Source organism: Lysinibacillus sp. JNUCC 51 (assembly GCF_015999525.1).
Taxonomy (GTDB): Bacteria; Bacillota; Bacilli; order Bacillales_A; family Planococcaceae; genus Lysinibacillus; species Lysinibacillus xylanilyticus.
Genome location: NZ_CP065545.1, coordinates 2,141,833 through 2,159,411 on the forward strand (window position 1 = coordinate 2,141,833; position 17,579 = coordinate 2,159,411).

General features: G+C 32.0%; 17 protein-coding genes and 2 pseudogenes. 5 read left to right on the top strand and 14 right to left on the bottom strand.

All coding sequences use genetic code 11. From position 1 onward, the window contains the following. Window positions 1–36: 36 nt before the first annotated feature. A complete protein-coding gene (locus JNUCC51_RS10270) occupies window positions 37–768 on the top strand; it encodes an ABC transporter ATP-binding protein (RefSeq protein WP_337991905.1) in 732 nt (243 codons plus the stop codon). Then, entirely contained in the window at window positions 731–3,196 is a 2,466-nt protein-coding gene (locus JNUCC51_RS10275) for an ABC transporter permease (protein WP_337991906.1), read from the top strand. Before JNUCC51_RS10270 ends, JNUCC51_RS10275 begins: the two co-directional genes overlap by 38 nt. A 113-nt stretch (window positions 3,197–3,309) precedes the next feature. On the opposite strand, the gene JNUCC51_RS10280 is transcribed toward JNUCC51_RS10275, so the two are convergent. The 14 genes from JNUCC51_RS10280 to JNUCC51_RS24800 all read right to left on the bottom strand — a co-directional run bounded on the left by JNUCC51_RS10280 (window position 3,310) and on the right by JNUCC51_RS24800 (window position 14,552). Further along, window positions 3,310–3,615, bottom strand: coding sequence for a GAP family protein (locus JNUCC51_RS10280; RefSeq protein WP_337991907.1), 306 nt, complete (start codon window positions 3,613–3,615; stop codon window positions 3,310–3,312). A 49-nt stretch (window positions 3,616–3,664) separates the two neighbouring features. Then, window positions 3,665–3,850, bottom strand: coding sequence for a hypothetical protein (locus JNUCC51_RS10285; protein ID WP_337991908.1), 186 nt, complete (start codon window positions 3,848–3,850; stop codon window positions 3,665–3,667). 112 nt (window positions 3,851–3,962) lie between these two features. Next, on the bottom strand, window positions 3,963–4,697 hold the full coding sequence (locus JNUCC51_RS10290; protein ID WP_337991909.1) for a 4'-phosphopantetheinyl transferase family protein: 735 nt from the start codon (window positions 4,695–4,697) through the stop codon (window positions 3,963–3,965). Between the two features lie 52 nt (window positions 4,698–4,749). Beyond that, window positions 4,750–5,991 (bottom strand): ATP-grasp domain-containing protein, encoded by a 1,242-nt coding sequence (locus JNUCC51_RS10295; RefSeq protein ID WP_337991910.1) that lies wholly within the window; start codon window positions 5,989–5,991, stop codon window positions 4,750–4,752. Window positions 5,992–6,115: 124 nt separating this feature from the next. Next, window positions 6,116–6,529 carry an ATP-binding cassette domain-containing protein gene (locus JNUCC51_RS10300; RefSeq protein WP_337991911.1) on the bottom strand — a complete coding sequence of 138 codons (414 nt, stop codon included), beginning with the start codon at window positions 6,527–6,529 and terminating at the stop codon, window positions 6,116–6,118. Window positions 6,530–6,577: 48 nt separating this feature from the next. Further along, window positions 6,578–7,804, bottom strand: coding sequence for an MFS transporter (locus JNUCC51_RS10305; RefSeq protein ID WP_337991912.1), 1,227 nt, complete (start codon window positions 7,802–7,804; stop codon window positions 6,578–6,580). A 184-nt stretch (window positions 7,805–7,988) separates the two neighbouring features. After that, complete coding sequence (locus tag JNUCC51_RS10310) at window positions 7,989–8,243, bottom strand: acyl carrier protein (RefSeq protein WP_337991913.1); 255 nt, start codon at window positions 8,241–8,243, stop codon at window positions 7,989–7,991. 14 nt (window positions 8,244–8,257) lie between these two features. Further along, on the bottom strand, window positions 8,258–9,286 hold the full coding sequence (locus JNUCC51_RS10315; protein WP_337991914.1) for a 3-oxoacyl-ACP synthase III family protein: 1,029 nt from the start codon (window positions 9,284–9,286) through the stop codon (window positions 8,258–8,260). A 358-nt stretch (window positions 9,287–9,644) separates the two neighbouring features. Further along, window positions 9,645–10,559, bottom strand: coding sequence for an ACP S-malonyltransferase (locus JNUCC51_RS10320; protein ID WP_337991915.1), 915 nt, complete (start codon window positions 10,557–10,559; stop codon window positions 9,645–9,647). A 14-nt stretch (window positions 10,560–10,573) separates the two neighbouring features. After that, entirely contained in the window at window positions 10,574–11,503 is a 930-nt protein-coding gene (locus JNUCC51_RS10325) for an ACP S-malonyltransferase (RefSeq protein WP_337991916.1), read from the bottom strand. 14 nt (window positions 11,504–11,517) lie between these two features. Then, entirely contained in the window at window positions 11,518–12,267 is a 750-nt protein-coding gene (locus tag JNUCC51_RS10330; protein ID WP_337991917.1) for an SDR family NAD(P)-dependent oxidoreductase, read from the bottom strand. A gap of 14 nt (window positions 12,268–12,281) precedes the next feature. Beyond that, window positions 12,282–12,902, bottom strand: coding sequence for a GNAT family N-acetyltransferase (locus JNUCC51_RS10335; protein ID WP_337991918.1), 621 nt, complete (start codon window positions 12,900–12,902; stop codon window positions 12,282–12,284). 817 nt (window positions 12,903–13,719) lie between these two features. After that, a complete protein-coding gene (locus tag JNUCC51_RS10340; RefSeq protein ID WP_337991919.1) occupies window positions 13,720–14,262 on the bottom strand; it encodes a hypothetical protein in 543 nt (180 codons plus the stop codon). Between the two features lie 107 nt (window positions 14,263–14,369). Beyond that, a complete protein-coding gene (locus JNUCC51_RS24800) occupies window positions 14,370–14,552 on the bottom strand; it encodes a transposase (protein WP_443136984.1) in 183 nt (60 codons plus the stop codon). A 402-nt stretch (window positions 14,553–14,954) separates the two neighbouring features. Between JNUCC51_RS24800 and JNUCC51_RS10345 the strand changes: the two genes are divergently transcribed. The 3 genes and pseudogenes from JNUCC51_RS10345 to JNUCC51_RS10355 all read left to right on the top strand — a co-directional run. After that, window positions 14,955–16,403, top strand: coding sequence for a class I adenylate-forming enzyme family protein (locus JNUCC51_RS10345; RefSeq protein WP_337991920.1), 1,449 nt, complete (start codon window positions 14,955–14,957; stop codon window positions 16,401–16,403). 79 nt (window positions 16,404–16,482) lie between these two features. Then, window positions 16,483–16,683 (top strand): annotated as a pseudogene (locus JNUCC51_RS24805) (DDE-type integrase/transposase/recombinase); the annotation flags it as partial. 92 nt (window positions 16,684–16,775) lie between these two features. Continuing rightward, window positions 16,776–17,548 (top strand): annotated as a pseudogene (locus JNUCC51_RS10355) (IS3 family transposase); the annotation flags it as partial. Window positions 17,549–17,579: the final 31 nt, after the last annotated feature.

Here is a 17,579-nt window from a genome sequence, read left to right on the forward strand (position 1 = left end):
TGATAACATGGATTAAACTAAGTGAGGAGGTAAAAAATGATAAAATTAAAAAATATTACAAAAGAATTTTCCAGTGGGAAACAAGTATTTGAAGTTTTGAAAGGAATAAATTTAACCATAGATAGGGGTGATTTTGTAGCTATAATGGGGCCATCGGGTTCTGGAAAGAGTACTTTACTAAACCTTATGGGTGGTTTAGATTATCCTACTAAGGGGTCAATAAGTATTCAAAAAAAAAGTCTAGAATCCTTATCTGAAAAGAAGTTTACTTTGTATCGAAGGAAAAATATCGGATTTATTTTCCAAAATTATCAACTCATACAGAACATGACTGCTTTTGAAAATATAGCTTTTCCTTTGTATGCTGATAAAATCAAACATTCCACAATAAATAAAAAAGTAAGCTACTTATTAGGTTCAGTAAAACTAGATGGAAAGGCAGCTCACTTCCCTTCTCAACTTAGCGGAGGACAACAACAGCGGGTTGCAATTGCAAGAGCTCTAGCAATGGATCCAAGCTTAATTTTAGCCGATGAACCAACAGGAAACTTAGATAGGAAAACGGGGACTGATATATTAAAGTTACTTTCAAATCTACATCAAAAAGAAAATTTAACGATTGTTATGGTTACTCACGATATATATGCAGCAAGCTTTGCTAACCGGATTATTCTTTTGAAAGACGGTGTTATTGATTCGGATTTTATTCAAAAGGATGGTGAAAAACAATATGATTTGGAAAGTATCCTTAAGAAACTTAATTCGTAAACCTACGCGATCTTTTTTTACTTTATTGGCCATCTCAATTGGAGTTGCTTCTTTATTTGCCGTTGTTAGTACAGTTGAAACTGCACAAAAATTAACAAAAGAACAACTAAAATTGTACACAGGTAACGCGGATTTTGTTATAAATCCGGAAAAAGGAGAAATAACCAATGAATTTTTCGATGATATATCTGCACAAAAAAGCATTGATAGTTCAATTGGTCTTATCCATAGACAAACTAGTATTACTTTTACAAAATCTAAAAATATCTCTGAAAGACAACTACGTCTTACAGGGTTATCCACCTTCAATAACAATTTACTGAACCTTAAAGTAAAAAGTGGGGATATACAAGATTACGGGATAATTATTAATCAGAGTACCTCAAATTTATGGCAATTGAAGGATGGAGACAATATAACTGTTAAGTTGCCAACAGGATTCACAAAAATACCTATTGCTGCAGTCGTTCAAGACACCCCTTTGCTTCAGGGACCTGCTAATTGGCAGGAAGCAAGCAGTAAAAGCTGGCGTGCTGTGGCAGATTTGCAGATGGTACAAAACCTCTTTAACGATCAAAACAAACTAGATGAAGTAAGATTGAAATTGAAAAATAATAATTCGAAAGAAGAAAAATTATTAAGACAACAAACATCTCAAAAACAGCTGCTTCTAAAAAAAGTCGTTCTCGATGAAAAACAAACAAATCAACTTGAAGGTTTATATTTAATGCTCTATATAATTGGAGGATTAACACTTCTTATAAGTTCTTTTATCGTCTACAATACAGTAAACGTAAGTATCTTAGAAAGATATAACGAAATTGGGCTTATGAAAACCATAGGCTATGTTCCACACCAAATTAAACAGTTTTTCTTAACAGAAATACTAATACTCTCTCTTCTAAGTATTGGTCTTGGTATTCCATTGGGTTTTCCTTTAGCACAGATGTTACAGAATGGTTTATTTAACTCTTTTCAAGAAAACCTCCACTTTTCATTACAATATAAAACAGGGTTAATAATTTCATTGATTTTTGGATTATTATTCCCTATTTTAGCATCATGGATTCCAATTCAAAAAGGGAGTAAAATCAGCATAGTTTCCAGCTTAAAAAATGATACATTTATAGATAAGAAAAAACAAAAAATAAGAACTATTTTAGGTCTGGTTCTGCTATTGTCTATTTTCATCAAGCATCCATCTTCAATGATCTTACTAATTATTGCCGTAACGTTAATATATCCGCAGTTAATGAAAACTCTAACAAACTTGATTCTATTATTTAAAAAAGTCATACCTTTTCAAGGTGAGGTTGCTTCAAAAAACATACTACGCACTATACATCGTTCTTCAAATGTATCCTTGATTCTATCTTTTGTTGTATGTTTGGGTATTTTTGTATCCTCTCTTTTTACATCGATTGAAAATAATATCAATACAGAAATAAGCCGAACTTACGGAGGCAACATTCGATTCACGACAGAAACCTCTTTAGATAGTGAATTGCTTGAAAGAATTAACGAAGTTAAAGATATTAATAAAGTGCATTCATATAAGGAGCAGGAAGTCATCTGGAAAGCAAACTCAAAATGGAATCAGTTCTCAATCATTTCTGTTAATCCACAATGGTACGAAGAATATCCTTTGTTTTATTCAACTAAAGAAGATACTCAACAAATTGTGAAATTATTATCGACTGATAAAGGGATAGCTTTGGGTACCTATCTATTTAATGCATGGGGTGGGAAAATAGGAGAATATATTACTATAAATTACGGGGAAGAAAAGCATAAATTGAAAGTTGTTGGTAAAGTTGAAACGTCTCAATACGGCGGATATTCAGCTTTTATGCTCGATAATCACTTTTCTGAAATTTTTAAGGTGAATTCTTCTCATAAAGGATTGATAGTTACCAAAAAGGGCCAGGAGGAAAGTGAAGTCAAAAACACGTTATTGCAACAATATCCAAATGACATCACTAATATTCAAACAATAACAGAAGAGATACAAAAACAAAAAAGAGCTTTACCTGGAGTAAAACTATTATTTAATGGATTACTATTAATTTCGATATTTGTAGCAGGTATTGGAATTCTAAATACAATAATTATGAATATGATTGATAGAAAAAGAGAAATAGGAGTTATGAGATCAATCGCTTTCACTTCAAAACAAGTGTTTCAAATGATTGTTTGGGAAGGCCTAATTATAGGCATTATTGGAGTGATAATTGGTATTTTGCTAGGAATATTACTCATATTTATCAACATGAACTCTCAGAATAGTCCGATGATTCATTTTTCTTTTCCTCTTGATACTATGATTTTAGCCATAATAAGTGGAGTCGGTATCAGTACGATTGTCTCCATCTTCCCAGCTTATAAAGCATCTAAGTTGACACCAAGAGAATTATTAAATAAACAGTAAAATAAATAATTCTCTATAACTAACTTAATCATAAACGCTATATTCAATAACATGAATTATGCGTTTATGATTTTTTTGCTTCTAAATTTCAAATTGAATATATCTCAGTAAAATTAATTCGAACCATTGTAAAGTAATATTAACCCTATAAAAAACATTACCCATGAGAGAGTAGAAGAAGAACTTTTAGCAAATGTTCTTCTGATTCTTTCTAAAAGTGGATTAATACGGCCTCTAAAAACAGTTTTTAATAAAAGTAATAATAAAGATGGTGCAATCATAATAAAGTTGTACCCAATCAATATTAAAAACCAATATAGAAAGTCAACATTTAAACTTTTTAACAAAGCCAAAGATGCGAAATAAGGAAGAGCGGTTGCTACTTCGACAATAGAGGTTGTTATGCCTAAAATGATCATAGTACTTGTTTTTAAATACTTAGGAAATTTCAGTTCTCTTTCCTAATTCTTAGGGACGAACCAACTTCCAATAAACAAAATTCCACCCACTATTATCATTACCCACTACGGATAATAATCTACTTTCACCTTTCTTATTCCTAAGTAAAATAAAAATAGTTACTCCAAAAACGGCTGGGCTTAAGGTGTCTAATAAAGCCATTAAACCTATAGTTGAAATTATTCCAATATTCATTTTACCTCCTGAATAAAGATTGACATATGCTTATTTAATTATCTCATACCTCCCTCCTTAAAAATTATTTTATTGTAAATAATACTAAAAAACAGGAAATTTTTAGTATTTACTACTCATCCACATAAGTATCCATTTCTACGGGAACGGAAACAATATTGTTAGTACACCATTTTTGTTCAAATTTGTTAAAGGGTATTTCCATTAACTCGTATTTTAAATCTATGCTTCTAGTATTTTCACAAACAACCGATACTAAAAAATCGTTACTAAGAATATAAGAGGAGTAACAGTCATACCTTTTCGGGAAATCGAGACATGAAAATGATAGCGGTGGTAAAGAAAATCCTTTACCGATACATTTTATATACGCTTCTTTCTTAGTCCACATTTCATAAAATTTCAATTCAAGTTCATTGTTATTGGTTGAATCTAAAATATAATCTATCTCTAAGGGTGTAAAAACTAATTCCATACAGTCTATTTTATTATTGAGAAGCTGTTCTGTATCTATTCCTATTTTGCCCACGTTCGTATATGCCATTATCACTAGCCCATTAGAGTGTGATAAATTAAAATGGTGATTATAACCTTCTGCTTTTAAATATAATTTACCATATTTATTTTTATTAAAATTAATCATTGTTGGAGGTATTTTAAGAACAGTGGATAAGTATCTTTTTAATAACATCCTTCCAATTAAATACTCATTTTTCTTATGATTAACTCTAAAATTATAATAAGTTTTTTTTTCTTCTTGACTTAATATATTAATATTTGCATTTCTAACACTTTCATCTAGTTTGCTAGGTATCCGAGTATAAATAATATTAATTTTATTTTCCATTACATAACTCCCAAACTTAAAAATCAATATATCAATTGCATATTTTGAAAACTTATATTATTTCAATGCTGATTTGAGCTAAAACATTTGATAATAAACTTTCCACTTCTTTTTCTGAATATCCTTTAACAATGATATAACCTAGACGATCGTATGCATTTGTAGGTTTTTGTACGTAATCCCCTATTTTTTTTGTCACCGTTATTTGTTCTATACCTTTTTTAGTTTGAACCTTTTCAAAATCAATGCCCTTCAATATTCCATTCTTCTCCGTCGTTATAAAAGCTATTCCTGAATAAAGATTATTTTGACCTATTAATTTAGGTTCAAGATTACACGATATCCTAAGCTGTTCCTTCAGAAGATCCATTCCGGTGGATAATTTAATTAATTCAGGTATCATCCCACCCGCTAATCTTGCGTTTACTTCTATAAAAAAGTAGTCATTTTCCAGAATTTTTATTTCAATATGAGTTGGACCCTGCTTTATTTCGAGGGCATTTAGAACTTCTATACATGCTTGTTTAACTTCCTCACCTATACTAGCAGGCACTGAAGCAGGAAATATATGTTGCGTTTCTACAAAATTCGGTTGATAACCTACAACTTTTTTCGTTATTCCTACAAAACGGTGTTCTCCGTTCCAACTAAACATCTCCACACTAAATTCAGGAGCATCAATATATTCTTCAATTAAAACACTTTTTATTGTCTCTTGTCCTCTTACATTGCTAGATGTATTCATTATACTTTCAGAGGCTTGAAAAACTTCTTCCAAAGTAAAACATAGTTTCACCTTATTGGAACCAGTATCATCCACTGGTTTAATAACACACGGTAAACCTAGATGATTTATAGCATCTTTAATTTCTAAATCTGTTAGTTTTTTTAAAGTTTTAAACCGTGGTTGTTTAATTTTATTGGTTTCTAAAGCTTCTCTTGTTAAACTCTTGTTTCGACATTTTGCGAGGGAGCTAGTGGTATTTGAAGGTAAATTATAATGGCTACATAATCGTGAAACCATAATAATATAAAATTCACTAGTAGTAGTAATACCGATAATATCTTTAGGATTAAAATTAGAACTAATTAGATTGATAATATCTGTTATGGAATTTGTATCACATTCATAAGTTAAACAGTCAATTTGCGATAGCCCTATATAACGATTGAGATTATTAGATATAAGAACTGGTAAAAACCCCATGTTTTTTGCTATCTTCAGAGCTTCCATTCCCGAACCTGTTGTATTTGATTCTACAAATAACATATATCTTGATTTTTCTGAGTTCATTTAGCTACACTCCTTATTAAAAGCATTCCTATACTTTATAATGCAATATTTTTTTTAGATAAGTTTCTATTATATCGTAGGCAAATTTTTTCTATCCATTTCAATAGCCTTTCAGATAACAAAGCTAAAAGGGAGCTAATGCACCAGCTAAAATAATGGCGGTACCGTCTGTTACATTTGTACCTCTTATAATTATAGATTCAAGTCCAGCGCCGCCAATAAAAGCTCCAAGAGTCGTTAATCCAATAGCTACAACTAACGCTGTTTTAATTCCACCTATAATGTAGGCAAAGGATATAGGCAGAACATAACCAATCTTTCTTCTAATTTTAATAACATTTGTTTCCTTGATATCCATATTATTGATTAAAATTTTGCCTTTCGTTGGCAAGATAAGTCTATTAATCATTTTAAGCAGCGTTGTTTTTCCACAACCGCTAGGACAAATTAATACTTCAAATTCACCTTCATCAATTTCAAAATTAATATTTTTAATCACTTCTTTTTCATCAATTTTTTGGAGATATTGTCTAAACACAACATTTATTCATTCGCCCTTTCACCTACAAGGGAAAAATAGTATTCATTAATAACTATTTGCCCTTTCTTTATCAAAATTTTTACTGCCATCGTTATTTTTAAGGGGCAAGATAAAGATAACTGCAATCAGGAAGAAAATGGCAGATATTTGAAAAATACTAACTAAAGACAGATGGTTCTTAACCATTCCCGAAATTAAAATGGTTAATATCATTGAACCTGTGTATAGAGGTGTGATTAGACCATTTACCCTCCCAATGAATTTCTCGTCTGTATTTCTTAACAAAACAGTATTAATTGATATCTGGATAATAGGTAGACACAACCCGTATATAAATTGAGCCATCAACGTAATCCATACAATCTTTGAGAAACCGATGATACTAACGGCAAGAGCAGTTAGTATCACGCTAAATAGAAGTGATTTATGCACAGACACTTTATTAGCAACAATTAAAGAAACAACCCCACCAACTATCATCCCTAGACCATTTATCATTAATAAAACGCTTAAAAATGACTTATCCAAGTTCAGATTCTCTATTACAATAAATACGTTTAACGGTTGTATCAGCCCAATCGCCAATCCAGCAATAGAAAAACAGACACCTAACAATAATAATTCTTTCTTGTTTCGAATATATTGAAATCCAATACGTAGCTCTTTAAACAAGTTAGGTTTGGATATTTCCACTTTCTCTTTTTTATCATTTGGAAGAAATAATAGTGATAATACAGATAAAAGAAACAGAGATCCAATTAATAAAAAAGATTGATACACGCCAAAATATTGATACACTATTGTTCCTATAACAGGCCCCATAATCATGAACGTAGCTATAATTGTCTGATTTAGTGCTATTGCAGGCTGAATATATCTATCTTCTAAATGGGTTTTAAACATTTTTACGCTTGCCGGTACAGACACCTGAGAAAATATGGTTGAAAGAAGTGTAGATAAAAATATAACCTTCCAACTTCCAATCAATAACGTAAGAAATATGAGAAAGACAGATATAGCACTAAGAAAATCACACCAAATCATAGTTTTTTTTGCTCTCCAACGATCCGCTAAAGCTCCTCCAATAAATGAAAATATTAGTATAGGACCATATTCAGCTATTGAGATAAGTGAGATTGCTATTGGGTTCTTATTAGTTTTTTCTATAACATATAAGAGTATTGTAAAATTTCTTATCCAAACTCCTAATTGTAGAAAAAACATTGAACCCATTAGAGATAATATAATTCTATTTTTAAGTAGGTCCAACATTTCTTTATCTCCTTTTAGTTATTCTTAAGTTCATCATAAATATTCCAAGAGGAAAAAATAATCGTGATTACCGCAAAAAATATTCATAATAAGCAATTGTTTCTGGGCATACAAAAAGCGATTTTAATAATAAAACCGCCTTTTGAAAAAACTCCGTATAAATAGATTCATTTCATAATAATTGTTATATAACTTGATTACTTTTTTGTGAATTTATAAATTCCACTATATTATTCACAGTTTTGAAACAATCTGTATTAATATGATTGTACTCTAAATTAAATTCTTTTTTAATTTCATTAATAAATACTAATACATCCATGGAATCTAGACCATATGGTGATTCAGGACCAAACAAATCAACATTGTCCTCTATTTCTTTATTAGAAATATTCATCTTATATACCTCAATAAATTTTGTTTTGATTTGATCTTTCATGTTATTAACCCCTTTTAGTTTTTATTATATTTAAAACAAAGTGAACCCCAGACAAATCCAGCTCCAATAGCTGAAAAAACGATATTATCATTATTTTTTATACTATTATTTTTAATCGCATGGTATAAGCAAGAAAAAATGGTGGCAGAACCTGTATTTCCGTAATCTTGTATTGTATAATTTGTCTTTTCCTTAGGGATGTTTAAATTGTTTAACACTTTATTAATAATATTCACATTAGCTTGATGAATAAAAAAGTAATCTATCTCTGGAATAGAAAGACCAGCTTTATCTACAGCCTTTATAATAGAAGAAGGAACAACTTCCGTAGCGATATTCCATACTTCACGGCCATCCATTTTCAAATATAAACTTGATTCAATATCTTCATCATATGGAAGCGGTTCCGAGCCTCCACCGGGTCTTTGAACAGCATAATTTAATTTTGAATCTATATCATAAGAGAGTAGGCCGTAACCCTCTTTAGTTTTTTGTAACACCACAGCACCAGCAGCATCACCAAAAAAAACTCTAGTTGTTCTATCATTTGTATCCGTTATTCTTGATAGAACTTCCCCTCCAATAACTAAAACGTTCTGTATATTGTTACTTTGTAATAAATGTGCTCCTAAATAAATTGAGTATATTCCACCTGCACAAGCTACTTGATTGAGGTCGATAGGGATGGCATTAAATGCTCCCAACTTTTCTTTTAATACAAGCGCTGTAGAGGGTAAAAGCTGATCTGGTGTTATTGTAGATAGAATAATCACATCTATATCCAATGCACTAATATTTGCATCTAATAGAGCTTCTTTACATGCATTTAAACAAAGATCGGATGTTATCAGATCATCTTCTAAAAATCTTCTCTCCTTAATACCTGTTTTATTTTGAATCCATTGTTCTGTTGAGTTTAAACCTTTTATTATTTCAGCATTTGTGACAACTTTATCTGGAACTGAAAAACCTATTCCTTGAATATTAACTGGTGTTGTCAAGCCTGAACCACTTAACTCTATTTGTGGTAATAACGCTTCCATGTTCGTTTCGCCTCCTTACTCATCTAATTTACAGAATACTAAGAAAAATCATTACACATCCGTTATTAACTAATAACTGAATTTCCTAATTTCTTCTTTTTGAAATCTCTCTTTCCACATTTTTTCCGCATATTGTTGTAGCCATTTACCGTCTAATTTATTCATCTAATACAATCACTTTATCAGGAAGATAGTTTTCTTCTACTGTCTGATAAATTAACTTTTTCAAACTATCTTGCATAGTAATCTCACCTTTAATTATCAAAAAAACATAGGAATTTTAACTTTAGAAAATTAGAGTAAGCACCAACATCCTTTAAAAATGTTTCACGATTATATCGATTCTTCTCAGTCAGAATTATACTTTCTCCTTCCGAATTAAATATTTTGAATTTTCCGGACTGATATTAATAGTATTAAATTGATTCTTTAGCAGTTGTGCAAAAATATTTTTAGGACCAATTACATAAACATCCTCAAGTTCTAGCTTTCTCATCATGTTAACGACTAAATCCCATCGTACAGGCTGATAGACACCGTTTAATAACGTTTGTTTAAATGCATCTTTATCAGTAATTAGGGTTCCATCAACATCCGAAATTACAGGATTTTTCAACTCCTTAAAATCGACCTTACTATAGACTTCTTTTTCTAATTCAATTTTAAGCGGTTTTAATATTTTACTGTGCATAGGATAATTCAAAGTATCAACAGCAAAGCATTTTCTTTTGTGATTTAAATATCTTTTTAATTCGTTAATGTGTTCAATATCTCCACATACACAAATAATTTTATCCATATAACCTACTATTTCAAAATCTATACCTCTATTTTTGTATTCGGCTATTAAAATTTTGATATCCTCTAATAAAAGATTATAAATTAATAACGTTTGGTAATTCCCTAATCGCTTATACCAATTCTTGGAGAATTTTGATGATTCGTGCGTCAGCCACAATGTTTCTTCAAACGTTAAGCTTTGAACCTGCACCGATGTAGCCATTCCTCCAAAGCTAGGTCCAATGGTGACGTCAGGTTGATAATTGTATTTTTGATAATACAAATCCAATAAAGCTATTGTATTGATGAAAAAGGCGGTCTCTAAAACTTCTGAATCCTCTTCTTTGGCTTCGGCAAATGCATCCATCATTGAATAGCCTAAAATCTCACTTGCCTGATCATATCGTTTTCGTGCATATTGGTTAAACTTCAAGTATTCCACAATATCGTGGTAATAGGATGGAGCTGTCCCTGGAAAAACAAGACCTACCATTTAGTTTCCTCCCACTAGACCAATGTCAATTTTCCTTTTACGTCTTCAGTACTTAATACGTTATCAATATAAAAAGGTATATCTGTAAAGTTTAACGATTTACGAATAAAGTTCCCTGGACCCAAAACTATTAGTTTTTCGACCCCTTGATTATGGATATACTTTAAGCTTTGATACCATAAAACAGGAGATGTATACTGTAATATCAAATCTTCCTTGATTTCCTCAGGTGTACTAATTTCTCTTGCGAACACATTACTGATAATCGGTTTATAAGGAGTTAAAAGTTTGAAACTTGTCATGAAACTTTCTTTAAACTTCTTTTGAACATCAGTAAGGAGGTTACAATGACTATGAGGACTATATGGAATTATCACTCCTAATCCTCCGTATTTTGCAATTTTTGTACTTAGTAATTCAAGACTTTTAAAATCTCCATTAACAATCATTTGATTTGGAGAAGCATACATACAGGGTTCTAATATATATCCCTTTTTCTTGTATTCATCGATGCATTCCAACAAAATTTTTGTATCAATATTGTAAAAAAAATATACGCCGTATTTTTTATTTTCAGGATTTTGAGACTCAATTTCACACATTGCCTTGACCATGTTCAGACTGTCTGAAAAACTCATACCTCCACTACAGTGAACAGCATTTATTAATCCCAAACTGGGTCCTAAAAAATAACTTGAATCTTGATATTTATCTTTGATCAAATCATAAATAGCTGAACATATTGTAACAATGCTAGTCCTAGCAATAATCCCTTTGTTTATTAGCTCCTCATCATCCGAAAAAAAATTAGCAGCTAAGTCCAATTTTAAAATAGCACTAGCCTCTTCAAACTTATCTCTCACAGCTTGAAATTCTTCAAAGAATTCTATAAAACTATTTTTTTTTAATTTCATTAATGGTGGAAACAATAATGCTGTTTTCAATAATATACCTCCTCTTATACTAATCCTCCATCAACTACTAAAGTTTGGCCTGTAATATAGCTAGCCTTATCTGAGGAAAGAAAAACAACGGTTTCTGCAATTTCACTTGCTTCACCAAATCGCTGCATAGCAATTTTATTTTTTAGTTCCTCCCTTTGCTTTTCAGGAATGCGATTCACCATACCAGTTCCTTCTATATATCCTGGTGCAATCGCGTTGATTCTTACATTATATGGAGCGAACTCTTTTCCCAAAGACCTTGTTAATCCAATTACTCCCGATTTTGTTGCGCTATATACACCTAACCTATCCATTCCAACCAGACCTGCAACAGAAGAAATATTTATAATAACTCCTTTTTGTAACAACAGCATGTTTGAAGAGGCTGCCTTAATACAATTAATTGTGCCAATTATATTAGTATCAATTATTTCTTCCCAATGATCCAATGGTGTAGTAAGAATTGCTCCCGCATTACTTAATGCTGCGTTATTGACCAGTACATCGATTTTTCCTTCTTTTTCTATAATCTCAATAAACGCCTTTTGAACTTCTTTACCATCCGTAACGTCAATTTTTTTAAACGATACATTTTTATTTTTAGTAATTCTTTGAATTTCATTTACACAATCAGTAGCTTCTTCTAATGATGAGCGATAACCTATAATAACCGTTGCCCCTAATTGAGCAAAACTAAGGGCAATGCTCTTCCCAAGACTCCTAGAGCCGCCGGTGATAATTACTACTTTTTCTTTCCAATCCATCATTTCACCCTATTTCACTTTTTTACTAAATTTTCTTCTTTCCACTGTTCCTCTAAGTATTCATATAGTTCTTTTCTGATTTGATTTTTTTCATTTCTAGGTATTGTGTCTTGACTAAAATCACTGTCATCTGTGTAGTATTCATCCCTAAGAATAGAAGAGATAACTGCGTCATGATATTCTCCATCTAAGAAAAGATGATCTCTTAATATCCCTTCAATTTTCACTTTATTTTTTATTAAAAAACCTACAGTTCGCTTATTGTATGCGGCATTAATAAATTGGACTCTATGCGCATTTTTAGCATGGAAAAGAAATTCTAATATCAATAATGAAGCTTCTGCGCCGTATCCTTGATCCCATTTACTTTGATCTACTATTACACCACCAAGCAAATAATTACCTTCATATTTTTGCGATTGCCATGATATAAAGCCTATTTTTTCATTCTCATGTGTTAAAACTGTGGCATAACGTGTATTTCCAAGCTTTATATTTTTTTCTATTTCCTCGATGGATAAAAAATCCTGAGTCCCTAAAGCTAATGCACTTACTTTTGATGGCCGTAAACATTCAGCGAATAATTTATAATCTTCTGGTTCTAAAGCCTGCAATTTTACTAAATCTCCTTGCATAATAACCTCCTTAAGTGATTTAAAAGTATAAGATAATCATAAGATAGAACTAAACGAAAAAAACTAGTAAATACCGCAAATCCATTGTTATCGGAACTAACTGAAACATTCTATAAACAAAATTTTAAAGATAATATTACAGGTTCTGGTGCAAGAGAAAATAGTATGCATTTAACAAAGTAAAGGAGTGACCTTAATGCTAGATATTGATAAAATTCGCTGGATGATGAACCGAAGAGATTCAAGATGGTGGGAAGAAGACTCGTGGGTGATTTATACTAAACTTCGAATGATATGTATGATACAATGTCCTTTTTAAACACCTGTTCAACCCAAAGAGTTAGAGACTATTGAATGGGAACTTAATGACTTAATGGACGATTTTGGCGATGAAAATGGACCTTGTTTATACAACGCGCGAATCGTGGTCCATTTATCGATGGAAATCATCCCCCTGAAACCCCTCTCATCTATTTGATGAGATAAGTTTAGATATAGTATCTAGGGTGGGTCAGTTTTCATTGTATATCTACAGAAAATGGAGAAGGGGAATTTATTGACTTTCTTGAAGATCTCGGAGAAAGTAAATCTGAAAGTTTGCTAGAATCAGTTAGAGAGTTCAGTCAATAAAAAAGAAGAAGCTGTTGATTAACAAAAATTTATTTATGGCCTATTCAGCAATCGGGCCATTTAACGGTATAATAAAGCACCCGTTTCACGATAATGATGAGGATTTATTTATTAATCGAAAGACTTATCCTCCCTTCTCCTATAAAAAATAGCAGCACAAACCATGCCGTGGTTTGTGCTGCTATTTTTAGTATATTTTTTTTTGCTTGGGCCATATGAAATTACTTACAGCTAGGAGGAAATCGATACCTAAGATGATACTCCAAGTTTTTAGTATCCCGCTCAACACCTCGGTCCGGGAAGGATCCTGGATCAAGTAGATCATTCCGGCCAAAAGTACAGCACCAATCGCATAGGCAGTGACATGTCTAAGCCATCCTTTTACATAATGTTTCGCATAGTCCATCCCGAATCGCTTCTTCGGCTTCGGACCTTTCTTCGTCAAATAATATTGGAATCTCTCATCAGTCCATTCAATCATGCTTTTCCCGAAGGCAATCGATACACCGATATATACGGCTGCAATTCCATGAGCTTGCGTTGCAGTTGCCCCACGATATAAATCAATGCTCGTAATGACGATCAAGATCAAATCAATGACAGGAGTCAATGCCAACAAAAATAAACCTAATTTATCCCGTTTAAAAACATAACGGACGAATAATCCAGATACGATTACAATCCAAAATGCAATTTCACATGCGACGATCATCCATGCGACCAAACTCAAACCAACCCCCTCTCTTTAACACAGCTGTATTACATAATACAGTTTATCAGTTGTTTTTAAATAATAATAGATTGAACGGTAAAAACCAATCATTCTACTTTTTCTTATCAATAACAAAGACGGTCTACTACGTTTGATAAATTCTTACTGATTTCGTCGAAAAAACCCTTGACTGCTTTTCCAATGTCCTCCACGGAGGAAAAGAACACATTGTAAATAACGGATTTTTTCATCCATCCCCATAACCTTTCGACAAGGTTAAGCTGCGGACTGTATGGAGGAAAAAACATCAGCTCGATCTTGTTCCTTATGGGCCTCCAGAAACGGCTGAATCAACTTGACATGATGAATACGAGCATTATCGAGCACGATAACCGTCTTTCCCTTCGGATATTTGGCTGTAAGATTCTAAATAAATGCATTGGTATCTCTCGTACATGCGCTTATCTTTGGTATCCTTCATGGCCTCCCGAACTTCCTTGATCCTGACATCCGCATCTTCAAGGGTATATGTTTTGGCATTGTATTGACTCTTCTCCATTTTTCTTTTCTAGAGAGGAATTTGACAAACAACTTGGTATACCCTTTTTTATTGGAAAGTTTTAGTAATTATACATAATAATTGCGTTAATTACCATAGAATTTAACATTTTAATAAATTAAAATATCAATATTTAAAGGAGGTAATTTATATGAAAATAGCCCAAAAAAAAAATAGTACAATTATTTTTGAAAACCAAGTATATTCTCAGGCACATTTTAAAAATGATGTCATTAACTATTCAATGGTTCTCTTAGATCATGGGATTGTTAAAGGAGACAGAGTAATTCTATGTTGTAATAATAACTATGCATTTATGGTGTCCCTTTTTTCACTTATGCACATAAATTGTTCAATTGTACTCCTCGACATAAATACTAACCACTCTGATTTAAAAATAATAAATAATAAAACAAAAGCTAAATGGGTACTTACTGAAACTGAACCTTCAGCATTTGATGGTCCTAAATACATTAGCTTAACTACTTCATTTAAGGATATAGAAGCAAATCAAATTTCTCGCGATATTGAGATAGAATTAAATGAGTGGTATCACAGATCCGATGCTATAATACTCTTTTCTTCTGGCTCTACTGGTACACCGAAAGGAATGGTTAAATCTGGTGCTTCTTTATTTAATAATATGAAATCAACAGCACTAGGGATGGGATATAAATCAAATGAAGTTATTTTACCGATGGTGCCATTTTTTAATATATGGGGATTAAACATGATTATACAGTGGTGGGTAGTAGGTTGTACAATTGTTATATGTAATTATCAAAATATAAGAACATTGCCAGCCATTATAAATAATTATAAAATTTCTGTAGTAGAAGCTACTATTGCTACAACTTATTTAATTGTACAAATAGCAGAGAGAAATAGAGAAAATGTTAGTTTAATCAAAAATAATATACGTCTGTGGTTCACTAGTGGCGCTCCAGTACCGCAGGCATTAAAAAATAGATTTGAGAAAGTTTTTAATATACCATTACTTGACTATTATGGATCATCAGAGGCTGGTAATTTAACATCTACGAATTTAAAAAATCGCAACGGAACTGGGAGTGTTTTACAAGGCGTTTCGGTCAAAGTAGTTGACGAAAGTTTTAATGAAACAAAACCTGGTGAAATTGGACACATCTATGCAAAGGGAAACGGCCTAATGGAAGGATACCTTGATAACAATGGTAATATTAAATTAGATTTAAAAAACAGTTGGCTAGATATGAAGGATTTTGGATATTTTGATATAGATGGGAATTTATTTGTAATAGGTAGGCGTGACAATGCAATACATAGGATGGGTGCCACTTTTTATCCCTGTCATATGGAAAGAATCGTAGAGGAACTAGGAATATTGAGTAAAGTAGTAAGCTTTACAGAAGATAGAAAAGGTTCATATTTAATACTATTTATTCAATATTCTCATGAGAAATATAGTCAATTTAGAAAAAAATTGGTTGATGAGTTACCCACTTATATGTATCCAGATAAACTAATTTGTATAGAGGAATTTCCTTTTCTACCTAATGGAAAAATAGATAATAAAGCGTTAGAGGAATACGCATTAGATCATTTAACAGTTTCAATATAAATATTATTAGAATAATAAAAGGCTATAACCCTTTTAAACTGTACCCTATAAGATAGACACGTTAAACGGTTCTGGTACAAAATATGGATCTGAAATGGATAAAAGACTTCAGCGTCATCTTAAGAAAACAAATGATTCCTGGCGGGTCGATGAGACGTATATCAAAGTAAGAGGGTAATGGATATTTTGTATCGCGTAGTGGACTCAGAAGAAAATACAATTGATTTCTGTCTTAAGCAAAACAGGAGATCAAAAGGCTGCAAAGCGCTTCTTCAAGAAACGCACTGACCTAAAAAAATGAGACAAATAAAAACACCTTTCGTTGAAAAACGGGTATTGTACCTTATCAAATCAACGTGAAGGTGTTTTTCTATGAGGACGAGAATTATTTATCCAGTAGAAGTTAAAATGAAAGCAATTGAAATGAGATTAGCAGGGATCCCTGTAAAACAAGTACTAGAGGAGCTAAATATTCGTAACCATTCTCAGTTAAAAACATAGATGAAATGGTACAGGAATGGTGAATTACATCGTCTTGAACAACCTGTAGGAAAACAATATACCTTTGGCAAAGGACCTGAATATGAAAGTGAAACCGCTAAATTACAAGCAGAGATTCGTTATTTAAAGCAACAAATTGAAGTTTTAAAAAAGTACGCAGAGTTGGAGAGGAAGTGGTCCCTAAAGTTGTAGTTTCGCTTGTAGAGGAGTTAAAAGAAATTATGCCGATTGGTGAAATCTGCCGTCATTTAGGTGTAGCCCGTTCATCGTATTATCGCTGGAAGGCCAATAGAAACAAATTAACTCAAAAGGATCTTCGAGACCAACAAATTGGTGACTTGTGCAAGCAACACAAATTCAGATACGGCTATCGAAAAATTCCAGAATTACTTAAAGGCATTAGTGAGAAAACAGTGCAAAGTGTGATGCAAAAATATGACTGGCAATGTCGTGTGAAGGTAAAGAAACGTAAACGTACTGGACAACCAGCTCATATTGTTCCTAACTTATTAGCACGTGATTTTACGGCAACAAAACCGTTAGAAAAGCTTGTAACAGATATTACTTACTTGCCTTTTGGACAATCCATAATGTACCTTTCAAGTATCTTAGACCTATTTAATGGCGAAATTATTGCGTACACATGTTTCTATTGCTTTATTTTCGCACCAGAAC